This window comes from Microbacterium oryzae (assembly GCF_009735645.1).
GTDB classification, from domain to species: Bacteria; Actinomycetota; Actinomycetes; order Actinomycetales; family Microbacteriaceae; genus Microbacterium; species Microbacterium oryzae.
The window spans coordinates 1,169,626-1,190,220 of the sequence record NZ_CP032550.1 but is presented as its reverse complement, the minus strand read 5'-3'; the positions used below and the strand labels follow the sequence as shown (position 1 = coordinate 1,190,220).

At 71.1% G+C, this 20,595-nt stretch carries 19 protein-coding genes; 18 read left to right on the top strand and 1 reads right to left on the bottom strand.

Annotated elements, in window-relative coordinates; genetic code table 11:
• The first annotated feature begins 13 nt into the window (after positions 1 to 13).
• The 15 genes from D7D94_RS05565 to D7D94_RS05495 all read left to right on the top strand — a co-directional run bounded on the left by D7D94_RS05565 (position 14) and on the right by D7D94_RS05495 (position 16,971).
• Positions 14 to 1,099: a UDP-N-acetylglucosamine--N-acetylmuramyl-(pentapeptide) pyrophosphoryl-undecaprenol N-acetylglucosamine transferase gene (locus tag D7D94_RS05565; protein ID WP_156241681.1), complete on the top strand. Its 1,086-nt coding sequence runs from the start codon at positions 14 to 16 to the stop codon at positions 1,097 to 1,099.
• 116 nt (positions 1,100 to 1,215) lie between these two features.
• On the top strand, positions 1,216 to 2,619 hold the full coding sequence (gene murC / locus D7D94_RS05560) for a UDP-N-acetylmuramate--L-alanine ligase (protein WP_156241680.1): 1,404 nt from the start codon (positions 1,216 to 1,218) through the stop codon (positions 2,617 to 2,619).
• A gap of 5 nt (positions 2,620 to 2,624) precedes the next feature.
• Positions 2,625 to 3,731 carry a cell division protein FtsQ/DivIB gene (locus D7D94_RS05555; protein ID WP_246171883.1) on the top strand — a complete coding sequence of 369 codons (1,107 nt, stop codon included), beginning with the start codon at positions 2,625 to 2,627 and terminating at the stop codon, positions 3,729 to 3,731.
• 193 nt (positions 3,732 to 3,924) lie between these two features.
• Complete coding sequence (ftsZ, locus tag D7D94_RS05550) at positions 3,925 to 5,100, top strand: cell division protein FtsZ (protein WP_156241679.1); 1,176 nt, start codon at positions 3,925 to 3,927, stop codon at positions 5,098 to 5,100.
• Positions 5,101 to 5,103: 3 nt separating this feature from the next.
• Positions 5,104 to 5,787 carry a YggS family pyridoxal phosphate-dependent enzyme gene (locus tag D7D94_RS05545; RefSeq protein ID WP_156241678.1) on the top strand — a complete coding sequence of 228 codons (684 nt, stop codon included), beginning with the start codon at positions 5,104 to 5,106 and terminating at the stop codon, positions 5,785 to 5,787.
• Positions 5,788 to 5,825: 38 nt separating this feature from the next.
• On the top strand, positions 5,826 to 6,320 hold the full coding sequence (locus D7D94_RS05540) for a cell division protein SepF (protein ID WP_156241677.1): 495 nt from the start codon (positions 5,826 to 5,828) through the stop codon (positions 6,318 to 6,320).
• Positions 6,321 to 6,357: 37 nt separating this feature from the next.
• Complete coding sequence (locus tag D7D94_RS05535) at positions 6,358 to 6,660, top strand: YggT family protein (protein ID WP_156241676.1); 303 nt, start codon at positions 6,358 to 6,360, stop codon at positions 6,658 to 6,660.
• Positions 6,661 to 6,771: 111 nt separating this feature from the next.
• On the top strand, positions 6,772 to 7,416 hold the full coding sequence (locus D7D94_RS05530; protein WP_156241675.1) for a DivIVA domain-containing protein: 645 nt from the start codon (positions 6,772 to 6,774) through the stop codon (positions 7,414 to 7,416).
• Positions 7,417 to 7,423: 7 nt separating this feature from the next.
• A complete protein-coding gene (gene lspA, locus D7D94_RS05525) occupies positions 7,424 to 7,999 on the top strand; it encodes a signal peptidase II (RefSeq protein WP_156241674.1) in 576 nt (191 codons plus the stop codon).
• Positions 7,996 to 8,919, top strand: a complete 924-nt coding sequence (locus D7D94_RS05520) for an RluA family pseudouridine synthase (RefSeq protein WP_156241673.1) — start codon at positions 7,996 to 7,998, stop codon at positions 8,917 to 8,919. The genes lspA and D7D94_RS05520 overlap by 4 nt, the downstream gene beginning before the upstream one ends.
• A 260-nt stretch (positions 8,920 to 9,179) precedes the next feature.
• Positions 9,180 to 12,692: a DNA polymerase III subunit alpha gene (gene dnaE, locus D7D94_RS05515; RefSeq protein ID WP_156241672.1), complete on the top strand. Its 3,513-nt coding sequence runs from the start codon at positions 9,180 to 9,182 to the stop codon at positions 12,690 to 12,692.
• A gap of 76 nt (positions 12,693 to 12,768) precedes the next feature.
• Positions 12,769 to 14,055 (top strand): hypothetical protein, encoded by a 1,287-nt coding sequence (locus D7D94_RS14435; RefSeq protein ID WP_246171882.1) that lies wholly within the window; start codon positions 12,769 to 12,771, stop codon positions 14,053 to 14,055.
• Between the two features lie 50 nt (positions 14,056 to 14,105).
• Entirely contained in the window at positions 14,106 to 15,419 is a 1,314-nt protein-coding gene (gene hisD, locus D7D94_RS05505; RefSeq protein WP_156241671.1) for a histidinol dehydrogenase, read from the top strand.
• An 11-nt stretch (positions 15,420 to 15,430) separates the two neighbouring features.
• Positions 15,431 to 15,913 carry a transcriptional regulator NrdR gene (nrdR, locus tag D7D94_RS05500; protein WP_156241670.1) on the top strand — a complete coding sequence of 161 codons (483 nt, stop codon included), beginning with the start codon at positions 15,431 to 15,433 and terminating at the stop codon, positions 15,911 to 15,913.
• A gap of 26 nt (positions 15,914 to 15,939) precedes the next feature.
• On the top strand, positions 15,940 to 16,971 hold the full coding sequence (locus tag D7D94_RS05495; protein WP_156241669.1) for a quinone-dependent dihydroorotate dehydrogenase: 1,032 nt from the start codon (positions 15,940 to 15,942) through the stop codon (positions 16,969 to 16,971).
• Between the two features lie 70 nt (positions 16,972 to 17,041).
• Here the strand turns inward: D7D94_RS05495 and D7D94_RS05490 are convergent, their stop codons facing one another.
• Positions 17,042 to 17,611, bottom strand: a complete 570-nt coding sequence (locus tag D7D94_RS05490; protein WP_156241668.1) for a DUF3043 domain-containing protein — start codon at positions 17,609 to 17,611, stop codon at positions 17,042 to 17,044.
• A 47-nt stretch (positions 17,612 to 17,658) separates the two neighbouring features.
• On the opposite strand from D7D94_RS05490, the gene D7D94_RS05485 reads away from it, so the two are divergent.
• The 3 genes from D7D94_RS05485 to ctaC all read left to right on the top strand — a co-directional run bounded on the left by D7D94_RS05485 (position 17,659) and on the right by ctaC (position 20,595).
• On the top strand, positions 17,659 to 19,053 hold the full coding sequence (locus tag D7D94_RS05485; RefSeq protein ID WP_156241667.1) for a dipeptidase: 1,395 nt from the start codon (positions 17,659 to 17,661) through the stop codon (positions 19,051 to 19,053).
• A 103-nt stretch (positions 19,054 to 19,156) separates the two neighbouring features.
• Entirely contained in the window at positions 19,157 to 19,522 is a 366-nt protein-coding gene (erpA, locus tag D7D94_RS05480) for an iron-sulfur cluster insertion protein ErpA (RefSeq protein ID WP_156241666.1), read from the top strand.
• Between the two features lie 173 nt (positions 19,523 to 19,695).
• Positions 19,696 to 20,595, top strand: a complete 900-nt coding sequence (gene ctaC, locus D7D94_RS05475; RefSeq protein ID WP_156241665.1) for an aa3-type cytochrome oxidase subunit II — start codon at positions 19,696 to 19,698, stop codon at positions 20,593 to 20,595.

The following is a 20,595-nucleotide window of genomic DNA, read 5'->3' as shown; positions in this document are numbered from 1 at the left end:
GGAGGATCGGGGAGTGACGACCTACCTCCTCGCCGGCGGCGGCACCGCCGGCCACGTGAACCCCTTGCTCGCCGTCGCCGACGGGCTGCGTGCACGGCGCGCCGACGACGAGATCCTCGTCCTCGGCACGCGCGAGGGGCTGGAGTCGCGGCTCGTTCCCGAGCGCGGCTACGAGCTGCTGGTCGTCGAGAAGGTGCCGTTCCCGCGCCGTCCGAATGCCGCTGCGCTCCGCTTCCCCGCGCGGTGGCGGAAGGCCATCGCCGATGTGCGCCGATACATCCGCGAGCGCGGCGTCGACGTGGTCCTCGGCGTGGGCGGCTACGCGGCCGCACCCGCCTACATCGCCGCGCGCCGCGAGGGCGTGCCGTACGTCGTGCACGAGGCGAACGCGCGGCCGGGCCTCGCGAACGTGCTCGGCGCCCGCGGCGCGGCGTTCGTCGGGGTGGCCTTCGCCGGCACGCCGCTGCGCCGCGGCGAGGTCGTCGGCATGCCGCTGCGTCCCGAGATCGTGCACCTCGACCGCGGCGCGACCCGCGCGCAGGCCGCCGCGCACTTCGGCCTCGACGCCGACAAGCCCGTGCTCCTCGCCTTCGGCGGCTCGCTCGGCGCGCGCCGCATCAACGAGGCCCTCGCCGGCTCCTGGCAGGAGATCCTCGACGCGGGATGGCAGCTCCTCCACATCACCGGGGAGCGCTCGGAGCTCGCCGACCCGGGCGCCGCCGGCTACGCGCTGCGCCGCTACGTCGACCGCATGGACCTCGCCTTCGCGCTGGCCGACCTCGTCGTGTCGCGCTCCGGAGCGTCCACCGTCAGCGAGATCAGCGCCCTCGGCATCCCCGCCGTGTACGTGCCGTACGCGGTGGGCAACGGCGAGCAGCGCCTCAACGCGAGCTCGGTGGTCGAGGCGGGTGCCGCCATCCTCATCGACGACGCGGCCTTCACGCCCGAGAAGGTGCGCGAGGCCATCCTGCCCCTGCTGCGCGACCGCGCACGGATCGAGCGGATGGCCGATGCGGCCGCCGACGCCGGCACGCGTCGCGGCACGGAGAACGTCATCGCGCACCTCGACGCCGCCCTCGCCGGGCGCCGCGCCGCCTGAGTGCGCCGTCTCGGCTCACCGCGCCGTCTCGGCTCACCGCGCCGTCTCGGCTGACCGCGCCCTCGACCGCGCGCCCTGAGGCGGATGCCAGGGCGGCGGCTTAGACTCGACGGGCCATGATCAAGCCCGACCTCACCGTCCCCATCCCCGAGCGCATCGACGCCGTGCACTTCATCGGCATCGGCGGCTCCGGCATCTCGGGGCTCGCCCGCATGTTCCTCGCCGCCGGCGTCCCGGTCTCCGGATCCGACCGCGCGGAGAGCCAGAACACCCGCGACCTCGAGGCCCTCGGCGCCACCGTGCACATCGGGCACGACGCGGCGAATCTCGGCGACGTCGACACGGTGGTCTACACCGGCGCGATCTGGCCCGAGAACCCCGAGTTCCTCGCGGCGAAGGAGCGCGGCCTCGCCGTCATCCACCGCTCGCAGGCCCTGCACTACCTCATCGGCGGACGCCGACTCGTCTCGGTCGCCGGCGCCCACGGCAAGACGACCTCGACGGGCATGATCGTCACGGCGCTGGCGGCCATCGGCGCCGATCCGAGCTACGTCAACGGCGGCGTCATCCAGCAGCTGGGCGCGTCGAGCGGCGTGGGCAGCGACGACCTCTTCGTCGTCGAGGCCGACGAGTCCGACGGCACCTTCCTGCTGTACGACACGTCCGTCGCGCTCATCACGAATGTCGACGCCGACCACCTCGACCACTACGGCTCTCACGAGGCGTTCGACGACGCCTTCGTGCGCTTCGCCGACGAGGCCCGCGAGGCCGTCGTCATCTCCTCCGACGACCCCGGCGCCCGCCGCGTCACCGCCCGCCTCGCGCACGAGAACGTCGTGACCTTCGGCGAGGCCGAGAGCGCCGACGTGCGGGTCGTCGACATCGACGCCCACGGGCCGGTGGGCTTCACCCTCGTCCGCGGCAGCGAGCGCGTGTCGGGCCGGCTCGCCGTGCCCGGCCGCCACAACGCGATCAACGCCGCCGGCGCGGTGGCGGTGCTGCTGCAGCTCGGCTACGGGCTCGAGCCCGCCGTCCGCGCGGTGGAGTCGTTCGGCGGGACGGTCCGCCGCTTCGAGCTGCACGGCGTGGAGCACGGCGTCAGCGTCTACGACGACTACGCGCACCACCCCACGGAGGTCGCCGCCGCCCTCGCCGCCGCGCGCACGGTCGTGGGCGAGGGGCGCATCATCGCCCTCCACCAGCCGCACACCTACTCGCGCACCCAGCTGATGGCGGGCGAGTTCGCCCGGGTGCTCGAGGAGCACGCCGACCACACCGTCGTGCTCGACGTGTACGGCGCGCGCGAGGACCCGATCCCGGGCGTCACCGGAGAGCTCGTCAGCGGCGCGTTCGCCGATCCGTCGCACGTGCACTTCGTCGCGGACTGGCAGCAGGCCGCCGACTACACGGCCTCGGTCGCGCGCGAGGGGGACTACGTCATCACCCTCGGCTGCGGCGACGTGTACCGGATCATCCCGCAGGTGCTCGGCTCGCTCGCGAGCGCCGGCGCAGCGGACTGAGCAGCATGCGGCGGCCGGGTCCCCTTCCGCCCTCCTCGCGCCCGGAGACGCCCTCCGCCGCGGACGAGGAGCGGCAGCTCGCCGAGCGCCGCGCCGCGATGGAGCGGCTGGGCATCGAGCGCGCCCCGGCCGAGGCTCCGATCGCGCCCGAGCACGTCGCTCCTGAGCGGGCCGCTCCAGAGGGACCGGCAGCTGAGGGCCGCGCCGCGGAGGGTCGCGCTGCCGACGACCACACCGACACCGCGCCGATCGTCGCGCTGCGCCCCGCCGAGCCGCGCGTCGCCGCGCGGGCCGTGAATGCGACCTCGGATGGCGATGCCGACGACGCCGAGGAGCGCTCCGGCGAGCGCGTGGGCTGGGCGGGCGTCTGGCGCGCCGCCCGTGCGCGCCGCCGGGTGCTCCGCGCGGAGGTGCGGCGTTTCACAGCGCGCGCGCGTCGGCGCCGGCTCGGCTGGACGATCGCGCTGGGATCGCTCCTCGTGCTCGTGGTCGGCAGCGTGGGAGCGGCCTACAGTCCGCTCTTCGCGGTCGAGGAGATCAGCGTGGAGGGCACCGAGCTCCTGGACGCGGGCGCCGTGGCCTCGGCGCTCGAAGACCAGGTGGGCAAGCCCCTTCCGCTCGTCGACGACAGCGCCGTGAAGGCCGCGCTCGTCGGCTTCCCCCTCGTGCAGAGCTACACGATCGAGGCGCACCCGCCCCACGACCTCGTGGTGCGGATCGTGGAGCGCACGCCCGTCGGCGTGCTCCAGTCCGACGCCGGCTTCACCACCGTCGACGCCGCGGGCGTCGCCCTGACGACCGCGGGCGAGCGCCCCGGGGGACTGCCGCTCATCGAGGTCGACGGCGGCACGACGTCGGAGGCCTTCCTCACGGTGGGCGAGGTGCTGCGTGCCCTGCCGGAGGAGCTCCGCTCGAGCGTGACCTCCGCGACGGCGACCACCGCGGAGGACGTCTCCCTCCTGCTCGGAGAGGACGGCCCGCAGGTGATCTGGGGAAGTGCGGACCGCTCGCCGTATAAGGCGCTGGTGCTGCAGAAGGCGCTCGGCGGGGCGCTCGCGGAGAACGCCACGGTGTACGACGTGTCGGCGCCCGACACGATCATCGTGCGCTGACCGCGGCACCGCGTCGCCGCGAGCTCGTCATTCGGCGAAATTGTTCCGACACGCCCGTGTCCATTGCCGTGTCCTGCGCCGCGTCCACGTAGCGTCGTGCACGGAAGAAATACATACCGGGCAATACTTTAACCCTCTACCTGAACCTGAGGGTTGAGTCCCGGTGAAGCTTGAGGTCGATACGGAGGCCGGCATGAGCCAGAACCAGAACTACCTCGCCGTGATCAAGGTCGTCGGCGTCGGCGGCGGTGGCGTCAACGCGGTGAACCGCATGATCGAACTCGGGCTTCGCGGCGTCGAGTTCATCGCGGTCAACACCGACGCGCAGGCGCTGCTGATGAGCGACGCCGACGTCAAGCTCGACGTCGGACGCGAGCTCACCCGCGGACTCGGCGCGGGCGCGGACCCCGAGGTCGGGCGTCGCGCGGCGGAGGATCACGCGGAGGAGATCGAGCAGGCGCTCGCGGGCGCCGACATGGTGTTCGTCACCGCGGGCGAGGGCGGCGGCACGGGCACGGGCGGCGCGCCCGTCGTGGCGCGCATCGCCAAGTCCATCGGCGCCCTGACCATCGGCGTCGTGACGAAGCCCTTCTCCTTCGAGGGGCGTCGTCGTCAGAACCAGGCCGAGCTCGGCGTCGCGACGCTGAAGGAAGAGGTCGACACCCTCATCGTCGTCCCGAACGACCGTCTGCTGGAGATCAGCGACCGGGGCATCTCGATGGTGGAGGCCTTCGCCACGGCAGACCAGGTGCTGCTCGCCGGTGTGCAGGGCATCACCGACCTCATCACCACGCCGGGTCTCATCAACCTCGACTTCGCCGACGTCAAGTCGGTGATGCAGGGAGCGGGCTCCGCTCTCATGGGCATCGGCTCCGCGCGCGGCGCGGATCGCGCGATCAAGGCGGCAGAGCTGGCCGTCGAGTCGCCCCTCCTCGAGGCGTCGATCGAGGGTGCGCACGGCGTGCTGCTGTCGATCCAGGGCGGTTCGAACCTCGGCATCTTCGAGATCAACGACGCCGCTCAGCTCGTCAAGGAGGCCGCGCACCCCGAGGCGAACATCATCTTCGGCACGGTCATCGACGACACTCTCGGCGACGAGGTGCGCGTCACGGTGATCGCCGCGGGCTTCGACAGCGGCGAGCCGCAGTCGCGCGTGGAGGTCCCCGCGTTCAACGGGCGCGCCGAGCCGCACAAGCCGGCCTCGCTGCCGCACGTCGTGCGCACGGAGGAGAAGCCCGCCGCCGAGCCCGCCAAGGCCGAGCGCGAGCCGGTGTCGGTTGCCGTCTCGAATCCGGTCCTGCCCGACACGAGCGGGTTCGACTCGGCGTTCGGCGGCGACGACCTCGACATCCCCGACTTCCTGAAGTAGGCGATGAGCGCCCTCGCCGAGCGGCTGGCGGCCGTCGACGCTCGCATCGCGGACGCCGCACGCTCGGCGGGGCGCGATGCGCGTGACATCACGCGCATCGTCGTGACGAAGTTCCATCCGGCCTCGCTCGTCCGCGAGCTCCACGGCCTCGGGGTCGTGGACGTCGGGGAGAACCGGCAGCAGGAGCTCGTCGCCAAGTCGGAGGAGCTGTCCGAGCTCGACCTGCGCTGGCACTTCATCGGCCAGCTGCAGACGAAGAAGGCGCGCTCCGTGCGCCGCGCGGCCGCGGCCATCCACTCGGTCGACCGGGAGCGCCTCGTCGACGCGCTCGACGGGGCGGCCGAGCCGGGTGATGCTCCGCTGGACGTGCTCGTGCAGGTCAATCTCACCGACGATCCCGCTCGCGGCGGCATCGCGCCCGACGGCGTGACCGCCCTCGCGGAGCGGATCGCGGCGGCGCCCACACTCGCGCTGAAGGGCGTGATGGCGGTCGCGCCGCTCGACGAGCCGCCGGCCTCCGCGTTCGCGCGGCTCGCCGGATACGCCGAGCTCGTGCGGGCCGTCGAGCCCGCCGCCACCTGGATCTCCGCCGGCATGTCGGCGGATCTCGTCGAGGCGATCGCCTGCGGCGCGACACACCTGCGGATCGGCTCCGCAATCACCGGCCCGCGCGCGGCGCGGGTCTAGCCTCGGACAAGACGCGAACACAACGGAGGACGGACGCCATGGCGAACCCGCTCAAGAAGACGATGGTCTACCTCGGCCTCGCCGACGAGGAAGAGTACGAGGAGGAAGCCTCGTCCCAGCCCCGCGAAGACCGCATCGCTCGCGAAGAGCGTCCCCACCGAGAGGAGAAGCTCATCGAAGATGCAGCTCCCGCACCGGTCACCCCGCTGCGTCGCCCCGCCGTGGTGCGCCAGCCGGCGTCCGGCGCGGTCAACGAGATCGTCACCGTCCACCCCAAGCAGTACCGCGACGCGCAGACGATCGCCGAGCACTTCCGCGACGGCATCCCCGTGATCATCAACCTCTCGCAGATGAGCGACGCCGATGCGCGCCGTCTCATCGACTTCGCGAGCGGCCTGTCGCTGGGGCTGTACGGCCGCATCGAGCGCGTCACGAGCAAGGTGTTCCTGCTGTCGCCGGAGAACATCGCCGTCTCGGGCGACGGCGCCATCGCCCACGCCGACATCGAGTCGGCGTCCTTCGCGCAGTCGTGACGCCCGCGCACGGACTCGCCGAGCGGGATCGGTCGCTGTGAGCGTGTTCGCCCTCATCGCCTCGATCCTGAACTTCGTCCTCCTGCTGTACATCTTCGTGCTCTTCGCGCGCCTCGTGCTCGAGTACATCCCGATGTTCAACCGGGAGTGGCGACCGAAGGGCGCGGTCCTCGTGCTCGCGGAGGTCGTGTACACGCTGACCGACCCGCCGATTCGGATGTTCCGCAAGGTCATCCCGCCGCTGCGCGTGGGCGGGATCGCCATCGACTTCGCGTTCGCGCTGACGATGCTGATCTGCTTCATCCTGCTGTCGGTCACGCGGACGCTCGCGCTCGTCTGACCACCCGATGACGGCCCCTGCCGCGGGGGCGGTTATGCTGTCAGTCACGGAAACGTGGCAGGTCCGGTGCCGGCCGCCGACCGAGTACTCATCGAAAGAGGAGCCAAAACCATGGCATTGACCCCGGATGACGTCGTCACCAAGCAGTTCCAGCACGTCCGGTTCAAGGAGGGCTTCGACCCGGACGAGGTCGACGACTTCCTGGATGAGATCGTCGTCGAGTGGCGCAAGACCATCGAGGAGAACGAGCAGCTGAAGGCTCAGCTGGCGCAGTACGAGTCCGGCGAGGCCGCCCCGGCCGCCGCTCCCGCTGCCGAGGCTCCCGTCGAGGAGGCGCCCGAGGCGCCCGCCGTCGAGGCCGCTCCCGAGGCTCAGGTCGAGCAGGCCCCCGTGCAGGAGGCGCCCGCCGCCGCCGGCGTGTCGTCCACCGCGAGCAGCGCCGCGAGCATCATCGAGCGCGCGCAGCGTCTGCACGACGAGCACGTCGCCGAGGGCCAGGCCCAGGCCGAGCAGCTCGTCTCCGAGGCGCAGGCCAAGGCGAACCAGATCGTCTCCGACGCCGAGGCGAAGCAGCGCGAGATCACGACCAAGCTCGACACCGAGCGCAAGTCGCTCGAGAGCCGCATCTCCGAGCTGCGCCAGTTCGAGCAGGACTACCGTCAGCAGCTGCGCACCTACTTCGAGACCAAGCTGAAGGACCTCGACTCGTCGGCCACGACCGCGAGCTCGACGCCGGTCTCGGCCATCGGTCTGTAAGCCCGTCTTGTCGGGCCGACCCCCTCTGCGTGCTGCGGCGGCCGGCACCACGATCGCGATCCTCGCGGCCGTGGTGCTGGCCGCCGATCAGTTCTCCAAGCACCTCGCCATCGAGAGCCTCACCCCGGGCACGACCAGGCCGGTGCTCGGTGATGTCCTCCAGTGGCATCTCGTCTACAACCCGGGGGCGGCGTTCTCCCTCGGGGAGGGCGTCACCTGGATCTTCACGCTGGCGATGGCGATCGTCGCGGCCATCATCGTCTGGCTGGCCGCCACCCGCATCCGCTCGCGTGTGTGGGCGATCGTCCTGGGGCTGCTCCTCGGCGGCGTGCTGGGCAATCTCGTCGACCGCGTGTTCCGCGAGCCGGGCTTCGCGGTCGGGCATGTCGTGGACTTCATCCTCACGCCGTGGATGTGGTTCTGGACCACCCCGGCGATCTACAACGTCGCCGACATGTTCATCGTCACGATGATGATCTCGGTCGCGGTGCTGACGCTCATCGGCATCCGCTTCGACGGCACGCGCGAGCGCACCCGCGAGACGACCGATGCGGATGCGCCCGGGGCGGAGCCCGGCGCATGAGCCAGTCGCGGCGCCTTCCCATCCCGGATGGCCTGGAGGGCGTCCGCGTGGACGCCGCGCTCGCGAAGATGCTCGGGTTCTCCCGCACGTTCGCCGCGGAGGTCGCCGAGGCCGGCGGCGTCGAGCTGGACGGCATCGTCGTCGGCAAGTCCGACCGCGTCTCGGCGGGCTCCTGGCTCGACGTGGAGTGGCAGCCGAAGGAGGAGCCCAGGGTCATCCCCGTCGAGGTGCCCGATCTCGGCATCGTGCACCAGGACGACGACATCGTCGTCGTCGACAAGCCCTCCGGGGTCGCCGCGCACCCCTCCGTGGGGTGGGAGGGCCCGACCGTGCTCGGCGCGCTGCTGGCCGCGGGCGTGCGGGTGGCGACGACCGGCGCCGCCGAACGGCAGGGCATCGTGCACCGCCTCGACGTCGGTACCAGCGGGCTCATGGTCGTGGCGAAGACCGAGCGCGCGTACACGCTGCTCAAGCGCGCGTTCAAGGAGCGCACGGTCGACAAGATCTACCACGCGGTGGTGCAGGGGCATCCCGACCCGCTCAGCGGGACGATCGACGCGCCGATCGGCCGCCATCCGAACCACTCGTGGAAGTTCGCCGTCATTCCCGACGGCAAGGACTCGGTGACGCACTATGAGACCATCGAGGCGTTCCGCGGGGCGTCGCTCCTCGAGATCCACCTCGAGACCGGCCGCACGCATCAGATCCGCGTGCACATGGCGGCCCACCGCCATCCGTGCGTCGGCGACCCGCTCTACGGCGGCGACCCCACGCTCTCGGCACGGCTCGGCCTGACGCGCCAGTGGCTGCACGCGCATGAGCTGGCGTTCGCTCACCCCGGTTCGGGGGAGTGGGTGCAGTTCACCTCGCAGTACCCCGCGGACCTGCAGCACGCGCTGGACGTCCTCCGCGACGAGTAGCGGGCCGCGGCGTGCGACGATTCGCGACGCTGCCCACGCCCGCCCGCACCCGCACCCCGCCCGCACCCGCCAGACGATGTCGTCTCGCCGAGGCGACACGCTTCTCCGCCGATTTCCGTGTGCGCTCGACGAGACGACATCGTCTGGGCGGATGGCCCGGGCCGCCTCGCGAGGACGTCCAGCGCGGCGCCGACGGATGGCCCGGGGCGCCTCGCGAGGACGTCCAGCGCTCCGTCGGGGGCGGCTCGTAGACTCGGAGCATGCCGTCTGACTCCTTCGTCCACCTGCACGTGCACAGCGAGTACTCGATGCTCGACGGGGCGGCGAAGCTCACCGCGATGACGCAGGCCGCCGCGGACTACGCCATGCCGGCGATCGCGGTGACCGACCACGGCAACACGTTCGCGGCGTACGAGTTCTACAAGGCCGCCAAGTCGTCCGGCGTGAAGCCGATCATCGGGCTCGAGGCCTACGTCACGCCCGGCACGCACCGCAGCGACAAGTCGCGCGTGCAGTGGGGCTCGCCCGATCAGAAGAGCGACGACGTCTCGGGATCCGGCGCGTACACCCACATGACCATGTGGAGCGAGACGACGCAGGGCATGCACAACCTGTTCCGGCTGAGCTCGCGCTCGAGCATGGAGGGGTACTACTTCAAGCCGCGCATGGACCGCGAGCTGCTGCAGACGTACGGCAAGGGCCTGATCGCGACGACCGGATGCCCGTCGGGCGAGATCCAGACCCGCCTGCGCCTCGGGCAGTACGACGCCGCACGCGCGGCGGCCGCGGAGTTCCAGGACATCTTCGGCAAGGAGAACTACTTCGCCGAGATCATGGACCACGGCCTCTCCATCGAGCGCCGGGTCATGACCGACCTCCTGCGGCTGTCGAAGGACCTCGGGATCCCGCTCGTGGCCACCAACGACTCGCACTACACGCACCAGCACGAGGCCGACGCGCATGCCGCGCTCCTCTGCGTGCAGTCCGGCTCGACCCTCGACGACCCGAACCGCTTCAAGTTCGACGGCGACGGGTACTACATCAAGACCGCGCAGGAGATGCGCCAGCTCTTCCGCGACCACCCGGAGGCGTGCGACAACACGCTCCTCATCGCCGAGCGCTGCGAGGTCGAGTTCAACACCTCGGCGAACTACATGCCGCGCTTCCCGGTTCCGGATGGCGAGACCGAGGAGAGCTGGTTCGTCAAGGAAGTGGAGAAGGGACTCCACTACCGGTACCCGAACGGCGTCCCCGACGCCTCCCGCAAGCAGGCCGAGTACGAGATCGGCATCATCACCCAGATGGGCTTCCCGGGGTACTTCCTCGTCGTCGCCGACTTCATCAACTGGGCCAAGGACAACGGCATCCGCGTCGGTCCGGGCCGCGGCTCGGGTGCGGGGTCGATGGCCGCCTACGCGATGCGCATCACCGACCTCGACCCGCTCGAGCACGGCCTCATCTTCGAGCGCTTCCTCAACCCCGACCGTGTCTCGATGCCCGACTTCGACGTCGACTTCGACGACCGGCGCCGTGGCGAGGTCATCGACTACGTCACCGCGAAGTACGGCTCCGAGCGCGTGGCGCAGATCGTCACGTACGGCACCATCAAGTCGAAGCAGGCCCTGAAGGACGCCGGCCGCGTCCTCGGCTTCCCGTTCAGCATGGGCGAGCGCCTCACGAAGGCGATGCCGCCGGCCGTGATGGGCAAGGACATGCCGCTCGACGGCATGTTCAACCCCGAGCACCCCCGGTACAAGGAGGCGAGCGAGTTCCGGACGGTCATCGAGACCGACCCCGAGGCGCGCACCGTCTTCGACCGCGCGGTCGGCCTCGAGGGACTGAAGCGCCAGTGGGGCGTGCACGCCGCTGGCGTGATCATGTCGAGCGAGCCGCTCATCGACATCATCCCGATCATGCGCCGCGAGCAGGATGGCCAGATCGTCACGCAGTTCGACTATCCGGCCTGCGAGTCGCTGGGTCTCATCAAGATGGACTTCCTCGGGCTGCGGAACCTGACCATCCTGTCGGACGCCCTCGACAACATCCGGACGAACCGGGGGGAGGAGCTCGACCTCGAGCACCTGCCGCTCGACGACCGCGGTGCCTACGACCTCCTGTCTCGAGGCGACACCCTCGGCGTCTTCCAGCTCGACGGCGGGCCGATGCGGTCGCTGCTGCGCCTCATGAAGCCCGACAACTTCGAGGACATCTCCGCCGTCATCGCGCTGTACCGTCCGGGACCCATGGGCGCGAACTCGCACACGAACTACGCCCTGCGCAAGAACGGGCAGCAGGACATCACGCCCATCCACCCCGAGCTCGAGGAGCCGCTGCGCGACATCCTCGACACCAGCTACGGCCTCATCATCTACCAGGAGCAGGTGATGGCCATCGCGCAGAAGGTGGCCGGCTTCAGCCTCGGCCAGGCCGACATCCTCCGCCGCGCGATGGGCAAGAAGAAGAAGTCGGAGCTCGACAAGCAGTACGAGGGCTTCGCGGGCGGCATGAAGGAGCGCGGCTTCGGCGAGGGCGCGATCAAGGCGCTGTGGGACATCCTGCTGCCCTTCTCCGACTACGCGTTCAACAAGGCGCACTCCGCCGCATACGGCGTGGTGTCGTACTGGACCGCGTACCTCAAGGCGCACTATCCGGCCGAGTACATGGCGGCCGTGCTCACGAGCGTCGGCGACTCGCGCGACAAGCTCGCGATGTACCTCAACGAGTGCCGGCGGATGGGCATCCGCGTGCTCCCGCCGGACGTCTCGGAGTCGATCGGCTTCTTCGCAGCCGTCGGCGACGACATCCGCTTCGGCCTGGGCGCCATCCGCAACGTCGGCTCCAACGTCGTCGACGGCATCATCTCCGCGCGCGCGGACGGTCCGTACTCGGACTTCCACGACTTCCTCCGGCGCGTGCCCATGCACGTGGCGAACAAGCGGACGGTCGAGTCGCTCATCAAGGCGGGCGCCTTCGACACCATGGGATCGACGCGCCGCGCGCTGCTGGAGATCCACGAGCAGGCCGTCGAGTCCGCCGTCACCGACAAGCGCAACGCCGCCGGCGGCGCCATCGGCTTCGACTTCGACAGCCTGTGGGACGAGCCGGAGGCCGTGCAGAAGGTGCCGGAGCGCCCGGAGTGGACGAAGAAGGACAAGCTCGCGTTCGAACGCGAGATGCTCGGACTCTACGTCTCCGACCATCCGCTCGCCGGTCTCGAGGTGCCGCTGGCGAAGCACCGCTCGATCACGATCAGCGACCTACTCGCCTCCGAGGACCTGCAGGACGGCGACCAGGTCACCGTGGCGGGGCTCGTCACGAGCGCGCAGCACCGCGTGGCGAAGTCGAGCGGCAACCCGTACGGCATGATCACCGTCGAGGACTTCGACGGCGAGGTCACCGTCATGTTCATGGGCAAGACGTACGTCGAGTTCCAGCCGATCCTGCAGCAGGACTCGGTCCTCGCGGTGCGCGGCCGCGTCTCGCGGCGCGACGACGGACTGAACCTGCACGCGCAGATGGCGTTCGTGCCCGACGTGGGAGCGCTCGAGGTCTCCGGTCCGCTGACGCTGCTCCTCCCCGAGCAACGGGCCACCGAGCAGGTCGTCGAGGACCTCGCCGACATGCTGCGCCGTCATCGCGGCGAGACCGAGGTGCGGCTGAAGATGCATCGCGGCCGCACGGCGAAGGTGTTCGAGGTGCCGCTTCCCGTGTCGATCACGGCGGAGCTGTTCGGAGATCTGAAGGCGCTCCTCGGCCCGCAGTGCATCGCCTGATCGGGCGGATGTCCCCAGGCGGCGGGCGCATCGGCTCGGCCAGTAGGATCGAGCCCCATCGACGGAAGGAATCAGGGTGAGCGAGCAGTACCCCGGACACACGCCGGAGTCGGAGCCGGCGGCCCACGCGCTGCCGGAGCCGAATGAGGGCGACGGCCGCCCGCAGAAGGGCGTCGGACCGTTCTCGGCCCGTGAGCTCATCCTCGTCATCATCGGCGGCGTCGCGCTGCTGACGTCGTTCTTCTCGATCGTGCACTTCTCGTTCCATCCGATCTGGGCGGTCGGACTGGACTGGGTGCTCGCGGCACTCGTGCCGGCGGCGGCGGCGCTGCTCATCCTGCTGCGGCGGGTGGCGCCCGCGGCGATCACGCGCGTCGGGTCGCTCAGCATCGACCAGTTCGCGTCGGTCGCGTTCTCGGTCGGCGCGGTCACATGGATCAGCCGCCTGGCCTGGGGCGCCCAGGGTGGCGACTCCTTCCTCACCTGGGTGCCGTGGCTCGAGACGCTGCTCATGCTCGCCGGCGTGTTCTTCACGGTCGTCGCGCCGTTCGTGCCGCCGTTCCGCGAGGATTTCGAGGGGCGCGCCGAGCGCGTCGCGCACCCGGCCGCCCGCGCGGCCCGGCCGATCCGCCACGAGCCCCGCCCGGCCGCCGCCGGCTGGACGCCCGGCCAGTTCGTCGGCCAGCCCTACAGCCAGCAGCCGCACTACGGCCAGCAGCCGGGCATGCAGCCCGGTCAGCAGCCCTATGGCCAGCCGGCACCGCAGGGGCAGCAGCCCTTCAACCCGCCGTACGGCCAGCCGCAGCAGTTCGGCCAGCAGCCGGGGTACGGGCAGCCGTTCGCGCAGCAGCCCTATGGCCAGCAGCAGGCGTACGGGCAGCAGCAGCCCTACGGCCAGCAGCAGTACGGCGAGCAGCAGTACGGCGAGCAGCAGTACGGCGAGCAGCCGCACGGCGACCAGCCCGTGGGCACCGCGCCCGGCGACCAGGCGGAGAGCCAGCCCGTGGACCCCTCCCTCGCGGCGTCCGCCTCACAGGAGGTCGCCGGACTGCATGTGACGGAGCCCGACGCCGAGCAGCCCGCGCCCGCGCACGGGCACGGCGATGTGGACGACCTCGCGCGCCTGATGGGGCACGATGCGGACGGGCAGCCGGCCGCTCAGCCCGCCCCGGCGAACCAGCCGTTCTGGGCGCTCGTGCCCGAGGAGCGCGACGTCGTCGACGAGACCGGGGCGCCGCTGTTCCGCATCGGCCCCACCGCATGGGCGCTCGTGCTGGAGGACCGCGGCGAGGTCTACGTCGTGCGGGACGACGACGGCCGTGTCGGGTACCTGCACGACGTCTCCGGCGTCACGCGGGGCTGAGTGCGGCTCCCGCGGTCTCCGGCATCCGGAGACCGCGGGATAATCGTCCTATGCGCACCATCGACCTCCGCGGCCGCACGCTCAGCACGGCCGAGCTGCTGGCCGTCGTCCCCCGCGCCGCCGAGGCGCTGCAGACGGCCGCCTCCGTGGCAGCCGAGATCGTCGCCGACGTCCGCCGCCGCGGCGAGGACTCCCTGCGCGAGCAGGCCGAGCGGTTCGACGGCGTCACCGGGCACGAGGTGCGCGTGCCCGCCGCCCACATCGCGGAGGCGGTCGCCGGTCTCGACCCGCGCGTGCGCGCCGCGCTCGAGCAGGCCATCGAGCGCGTGCGGTCGGCTTCGGCCGCCCAGGTGCCGCCGGCGCGCGAGACGCGCTTCGGATCCGGCGCGCGCATCCTCCAGCGGTGGCAGCCTGTGAGCCGGGCCGGCGTCTACATCCCGGGCGGAAAGGCGGTCTACCCCTCCAGCGTCGTCATGAACGTCGTCCCCGCGCAGGTCGCGGGCGTCTCGCGCATCGCGCTCGCGTCGCCGCCGCAGGCGGACCAGGCCGGGCGCGTGCACCCCACGATCCTCGCCGTCGCCGGCCTCCTCGGCATCGACGAGGTCTACGCCATGGGCGGCGCCGGCGCCATCGGCGCGCTCGCATCGGGCGTCGCGTCGCTCGGCCTCGACCCCGTCGACGTGGTCTCCGGGCCCGGCAACAACTTCGTCGCCGCCGCCAAGCGCGCCGTGGCCGGTTTCGTCGGGACCGACTCCGAGGCCGGCGCGACGGAGATCCTCATCGTCGCCGACGAGTCGGCGGACCCTCGCCTGATCGCCTACGACCTCGTGAGCCAGGCCGAGCACGACGAGCAGGCGTCGGCCGTGCTCGTCACCGCGTCGGCGCCGCTCGCCGACGCGGTGACCGCCGAGCTACAGCGCATCCAGCCCCTCACGCGGCACGCCGAGCGCGTGGCCGCGGCGCTCGCGGGGGAGCAGTCGGCCGTCGTCCTCGTCGACGACGCGGCCACCGCGGAGGCGTTCAGCAACGCCTATGCCCCCGAGCACCTCGAGCTGCACCTCGCCGACGCCTCCGAGGCGGCAGCGCGCTACACGAGCGCCGGGGCGATCTTCGTGGGCGGGTACGCGCCGGTGAGCCTCGGCGACTACCTCGCGGGGTCCAACCACGTCCTCCCGACCGGGGGACAGGCGCGGTACGCGTCGGGTCTCGGCGCGCACACCTTCCTGCGGCCCCAGCAGGTCATCGAGTACGACCGGGATGGCCTGGCCGAGGTCGCCGACGCCATCGTCGCGCTGGCGGATGCGGAGGCCCTCCCCGCCCATGGCGAGGCGGTCACCGCCCGGTTCTCGAACGCGGCCGAGTAGGCTGGCGCCTCATGCACTGCCCGTTCTGCCGCCACGGCGACTCCCGTGTCATCGACTCCCGCACGAGCGACGACGGCCTCTCGATCCGGCGACGCCGGCAGTGCCCGCAGTGCGGCGGACGGTTCTCCACCGTCGAGACCGCGAGCCTCAACGTCATCAAGCGCTCCGGCGCGGTCGAGCCCTTCAGCCGCGAGAAGGTCGTGCTGGGCGTGCGCAAGGCGTGCCAGGGCCGCCCGGTGACCGACGCTGACCTCGCGATCCTCGCTCAGAAGGTCGAGGAGTCGCTGCGGCAGACCGGACTCAGCCAGATCGACGCGAACGACATCGGCCTGGCCATCCTCGGCCCGCTCCGCGAGCTCGACGAGGTCGCCTACCTGCGCTTCGCGAGCGTGTACCAGGCGTTCGACTCCCTGGAGGACTTTGAGAGCGCCATCGCCGACCTGCGCGCAGACCACGCGCTGCGCGGCAGGGCGGACGCCGCGACGGCGAACTGACGGCGCCACCCGATACCCTGGCGGGGATGTATCCCCTCCTCTTCACGCACGTCCTCTCGCGCTTCGATCCCGAGACGGCGCACCACCTGGCCATGCCCGTGATCCGGGCCATGGGCATCCGCCCCTTCTCCTGGGCCGCGCGCGCCTTCACGCGCCCGGCGCCCGAGCTGCGGGTGCACGCGCTCGGCCACGAGTTCCCGACGCCGTTCGGCGTCGCGGCCGGATTCGACAAGAACGCGGTCGCGGTGCGCGGGCTCGACGCGCTCGGGTTCGGGCACGTCGAGGTCGGCACGCTCACCGCGATCCCGCAGCCCGGCAACCCGAAGCCGCGCCTGTTCCGCCTCGTCGCCGACCGGGCGCTCGTCAACCGCATGGGCTTCAACAACCACGGCGCCGCCGCGGCCGCGAAGCGCCTCGCGCGCCTGCGCCGCGGGGGAGCGGTCGTCGGCGTCAACATCGGCAAGAGCCGCGTCGTGGACGTCGCCGACGCGACCGCCGACTACGTCGCCAGCGCCCGGATGCTGAGCCCCCTCGCGGACTACCTCGCCGTCAACGTCTCCTCGCCGAACACGCCGGGACTCCGCGGGCTGCAGGCCGCGGAGACGCTGCGGCCGCTGCTGTCCGCCGTGAAGGCGGCGGCGGGCGCGACCCCGCTGCTCGTGAAGATCGCTCCGGACCTGCCCGATGACGAGATCGACGGCATCGCACGGCTCGCGCGCGAGCTCGGGCTCGCCGGGCTCATCGCCACGAACACCACGATCGCCCGCGACGGCCTCACCGCGGACCCGGTCACGATCATCCAGGCAGGCGACGGCGGACTCTCGGGGGCGCCGCTGAAGGCGCGGTCGCTCGAGGTGCTGCGCGTGGTGCGCGCGGCCGTGCCCGATCCCGACTTCTGCGTGATCTCGGTGGGCGGGGTGGAGACCGCCGCCGAGGTGCAGGAGCGCCTGGACGCGGGTGCCACGCTGGTGCAGGGCTACAGCGGCTTCATCTACGAGGGCCCGTTCTGGGCCCGCCGCATCAACCGCGACCTGGCGCAGCTGCGAGCGAAGCGCTGATCGAGTGCCACCCCCGTAACGCAGAAGCCCCGGAGCCATCGGCTCCGGGGCTTCTGCGTTGCGTCGCGGGTCAGGCGGCGGGGTAGTGGCCGCGCTTGACCTGCGGCTTCGGCAGGCGCATGAAGCGCATCTGCACCGAGCGCATGGCCGCGTACCAGCCCAGGCCCTTCTCGAGCTTGTCCTTGCCGCCGAACTTCTCGGCCGCGAGCATCTTCACGCGGCGCGACAGGATGAACATGTCGCCGACCGCGAAGAGGATGAAGATCCACAGCACGATGAACGACCAGAACTGGGTCGCGGCGAGCGGAATGAAGGTCGCGACGATGACGAGCACCATCATCGGCATGAGGAACTCGCCGAGGTGCCAGCCGGCGTCGGTGAAGTCGCGGGCGAACTTCTTCTGCGGGCCCTTGTCGCGCACCGGGAGATACTTCTCCTCGCCGTTGGCCATGCCGACGCGGGCGCGCTCCTGGCGCGCACGCAGGTCGGCCTTGGCGGCCTGGCGAGCCTCCTTGGTCGCGGGGACGAGGGGGCGTCGGTTCGCCGCCTCGCGCTCGGCACGGGTCGGGGTGGGGCGTCCTTTCCCGGCAGGGGGCGTCGTCGATGACGCATTGTTCTCGGCGGAAGGTGTCTTGGCCATGAGGGAACCTCGGAAGTCTCGTCGCGGGAGTATCTAAGATTACCGGCATGACCTCCCAGCTTTCTGCGGAACCCCAGCTCATCGAAGCCGCGGAAGGAGGCATCCCCTCGGCCCTCGCGGATCTCGGCCGTCTGGTGCGGATCCCGGGCATCGCGTGGCCCGCGTTCGACCAGGAGCAGCTGCAGCGCAGCGCGCGCGAGATCGCCCGCCTCGCGGAGGAGACCGGCGTCTTCGACGAGGTCGCCATCCGCACCGCGACCATCCCGGAGACCGGGGAGCAGGGGCAGCCCGCCATCCTCGCCACGCGCGCGGCGCGCAACGGCAAGCCGACGGTGATGCTCTACGCGCACCACGACGTCCAGCCTCCCGGCGACGAGGCGCTGTGGGAGACGCCTCCCTTCGAGCCGACCGTGCGCGACGGGCGCCTGTACGGGCGCGGCGCCGCCGACGACAAGGCCGGCGTCATGGCGCACATCGCCTCGCTCCGCGCGCTGCGCGAGACCTACGGCGACGACCTCGACCTCGGCATCGTGCTCTTCATCGAGGGCGAGGAGGAGTTCGGCTCGCGCTCGTTCACGCGGTTCCTCGCCGACAACGCGGAGGCGATGCGCTCCGATGTCATCGTCGTGGCCGACTCGGGCAACTGGGACAGCGAGACGCCCGCCGTGACCGTCTCGCTGCGCGGGAACGCGAAGTTCCACCTCACCGTGCGCACGCTCGACCACGCGTCGCACTCGGGGATGTTCGGCGGCGCGGTGCCCGACGCCATGCTGGCCACGGTCAAGCTGCTCGCCACCCTGTGGGACGACGAGGGCGCTGTCGCCGTCGAGGGCCTCGCCGAGCGCGACAGCGACACGCCTGCCTACGACGAGGACACGCTGCGCAGCGAGACCGGCCTGCTCGCGGGCGTCGCGCCCATCGGAGGCGGCACCATCCTGTCGCGCATCTGGAACAAGCCGTCGATCACCGTCACCGGCATCGACTTCACCAGCGTCGCCGCCGCGTCCAACACGCTCTCCTCCGAGGTCACCGTCGTCGTGAGCGCGCGGGTCGCCCCCGGGCAGAGCGCCCAGGACGCCTACGACGCCATGGAGCGCCACCTCCGCGCGCACGCCCCGTTCGGCGCGCAGCTGAGCTTCAGCGACGTCGACCTCGGCAACGGGTTCCTCGTCGACACGAGCGGATGGGCGGTGGAGACCGCGCGGGGAGCCATGCGGGATGGCTATGGCCGGGACGCCGTCGACTACGGCGTGGGCGGCTCGATCCCGTTCATCGCCGATCTCGTCGAGCGCTACCCCGACGCGCAGATCCTCGTCACCGGCGTGGAGGACCCGCACTCTCGAGCGCACAGCCCGAACGAATCGCTGCATCTCGACACCTTCCGGCACGCGATCCTCGCCGAGACGCTGCTGCTCGCACGGGCGAACGAGCGCACCGTCTGAGAGGGCGCGGGAGACGGGGACATCCGCCGCCCCGTCTCCCAGCCCACGGCGTTACCATGGAGTGAATCCGCCGCCTGCGCGCGGCAGTCCTCGAAGGAGCGTCATGACAGACACGACACTTGCGGCCGATGCCGCCACGCGCGCTCACGGCGTGAGCCTCAGCGATGCCGCCGCCGCCAAGGTGAAGAGCCTGCTCGAGCAGGAGGGTCGCGACGACCTCCGCCTTCGCGTGGCTGTGCAGCCGGGCGGCTGCTCCGGCCTCATCTACCAGCTCTACTTCGACGAGCGCTACCTCGAGGGCGACGAGACCGTCGACTTCGACGGCGTCGAGGTCATCGTCGACAACATGAGCGTCCCGTACCTCGACGGCGCGCAGATCGACTTCAAGGACACGATCTCCGAGCAGGGCTTCACGATCGACAACCCGAACGCCTCGGGTTCGTGCGCCTGCGGAGACAGCTTCCACTGAGCCATCCGCTCGCACCGAGCACGTCAGCGAGAGCCCCGCGCCCCATCGGAGCGGGGCTTTCGCATGTCCGAAGCGGCGCCGCCGCCGCGGCGCGCCCTGCGAGCTTGGCCAGAATCGCGTGTGCGATTGCCGTAGACTTGCAGATGCCCTATCCACGTTCGAAAGGTGAGTTCGTGCCGTCGAAACGCCATCTCCGCTGGGCCGCGATCCCCGTGATCGCTGCGGCAGCCGTCGCTATCGCAGGGTGCTCGCCCACGGAACTGCACGGATACCTTCCGGGGTTCGATGAGTCCGGGACGGCCACCACCGACCAGGCGCCCGTCATCTCGTCGCTCTGGGTCGGCTCGTGGGTCGCTGCGCTCGTCGTGGGCATCGTCACCTGGGGCCTGATGCTCTGGGCGATGATCGCCTACCGTCGCCGCAAGGGACAGACCGGTCTGCCCGTGCAGCTGCGCTACAACATGCCGATCGAGATCTTCTTCACGGCGACGCCGCTCATCCTCGTGCTCGGTCTGTTCGCCTTCACGGCGCGCGACCAGGCGATCCTCGAGGACCAGCACGAGGACCCCGACGTCACCATCACCGCGATCGGCAAGCAGTGGTCGTGGGACTTCCAGTACAACGGCGAGGCCGAGGACGGCTCCGACACCGTCTGGACCATGGGCGTTCAGGCGCAGCCCGACGAGGCCGGCGACGTCGACCAGTCCGAGCTGCCCACGCTCGTCCTGCCCGTGGACAAGCGCGTGACGATCGACCTCGAGTCGCGTGACGTCATCCACTCCTTCTGGATCGTCGACTTCCTCTACAAGAAGGACATGTACCAGGGGCATGAGAACGCCTGGTCGTTCATCCCGACCCGCGAGGGCGAGTACGCCGGCAAGTGCGCCGAGCTCTGCGGCGAGTACCACTCGATGATGCTCTTCAACGTGAAGGTCGTCAGCGAGGCGGAGTACGAGGCATACCTCGACGAGCTCGAGGCGAAGGGGCAGACCGGCGAGATCAAGGGCGTCTACGACCGTCTCGCCAACAACCCCGGCACCGGGGCTGCCAGCACCACCGAAGAGGAGCACTGA

Bases quoted from the DNA above. Each gene is read 5' to 3' on its own strand.
- hisD (WP_156241671.1), top strand. From the start codon at position 14,106: ATGCGCACCATCGACCTCCGCGGCCGCACGCTCAGCACGGCCGAGCTG.
- D7D94_RS05530 (WP_156241675.1), top strand. From the start codon at position 6,772: ATGGCATTGACCCCGGATGACGTCGTCACCAAGCAGTTCCAGCACGTC.
- erpA (WP_156241666.1), top strand. From the start codon at position 19,157: ATGACAGACACGACACTTGCGGCCGATGCCGCCACGCGCGCTCACGGC.
- murC (WP_156241680.1), top strand. From the start codon at position 1,216: ATGATCAAGCCCGACCTCACCGTCCCCATCCCCGAGCGCATCGACGCC.
- D7D94_RS05555 (WP_246171883.1), top strand. From the start codon at position 2,625: ATGCGGCGGCCGGGTCCCCTTCCGCCCTCCTCGCGCCCGGAGACGCCC.
- ftsZ (WP_156241679.1), top strand. From the start codon at position 3,925: ATGAGCCAGAACCAGAACTACCTCGCCGTGATCAAGGTCGTCGGCGTC.
- D7D94_RS05485 (WP_156241667.1), top strand. From the start codon at position 17,659: ATGACCTCCCAGCTTTCTGCGGAACCCCAGCTCATCGAAGCCGCGGAA.
- D7D94_RS05495 (WP_156241669.1), top strand. From the start codon at position 15,940: ATGTATCCCCTCCTCTTCACGCACGTCCTCTCGCGCTTCGATCCCGAG.
- dnaE (WP_156241672.1), top strand. From the start codon at position 9,180: ATGCCGTCTGACTCCTTCGTCCACCTGCACGTGCACAGCGAGTACTCG.
- nrdR (WP_156241670.1), top strand. From the start codon at position 15,431: ATGCACTGCCCGTTCTGCCGCCACGGCGACTCCCGTGTCATCGACTCC.
- D7D94_RS05490 (WP_156241668.1), bottom strand. From the start codon at position 17,611: ATGGCCAAGACACCTTCCGCCGAGAACAATGCGTCATCGACGACGCCC.
- D7D94_RS05545 (WP_156241678.1), top strand. From the start codon at position 5,104: ATGAGCGCCCTCGCCGAGCGGCTGGCGGCCGTCGACGCTCGCATCGCG.
- D7D94_RS05540 (WP_156241677.1), top strand. From the start codon at position 5,826: ATGGCGAACCCGCTCAAGAAGACGATGGTCTACCTCGGCCTCGCCGAC.
- D7D94_RS05520 (WP_156241673.1), top strand. From the start codon at position 7,996: ATGAGCCAGTCGCGGCGCCTTCCCATCCCGGATGGCCTGGAGGGCGTC.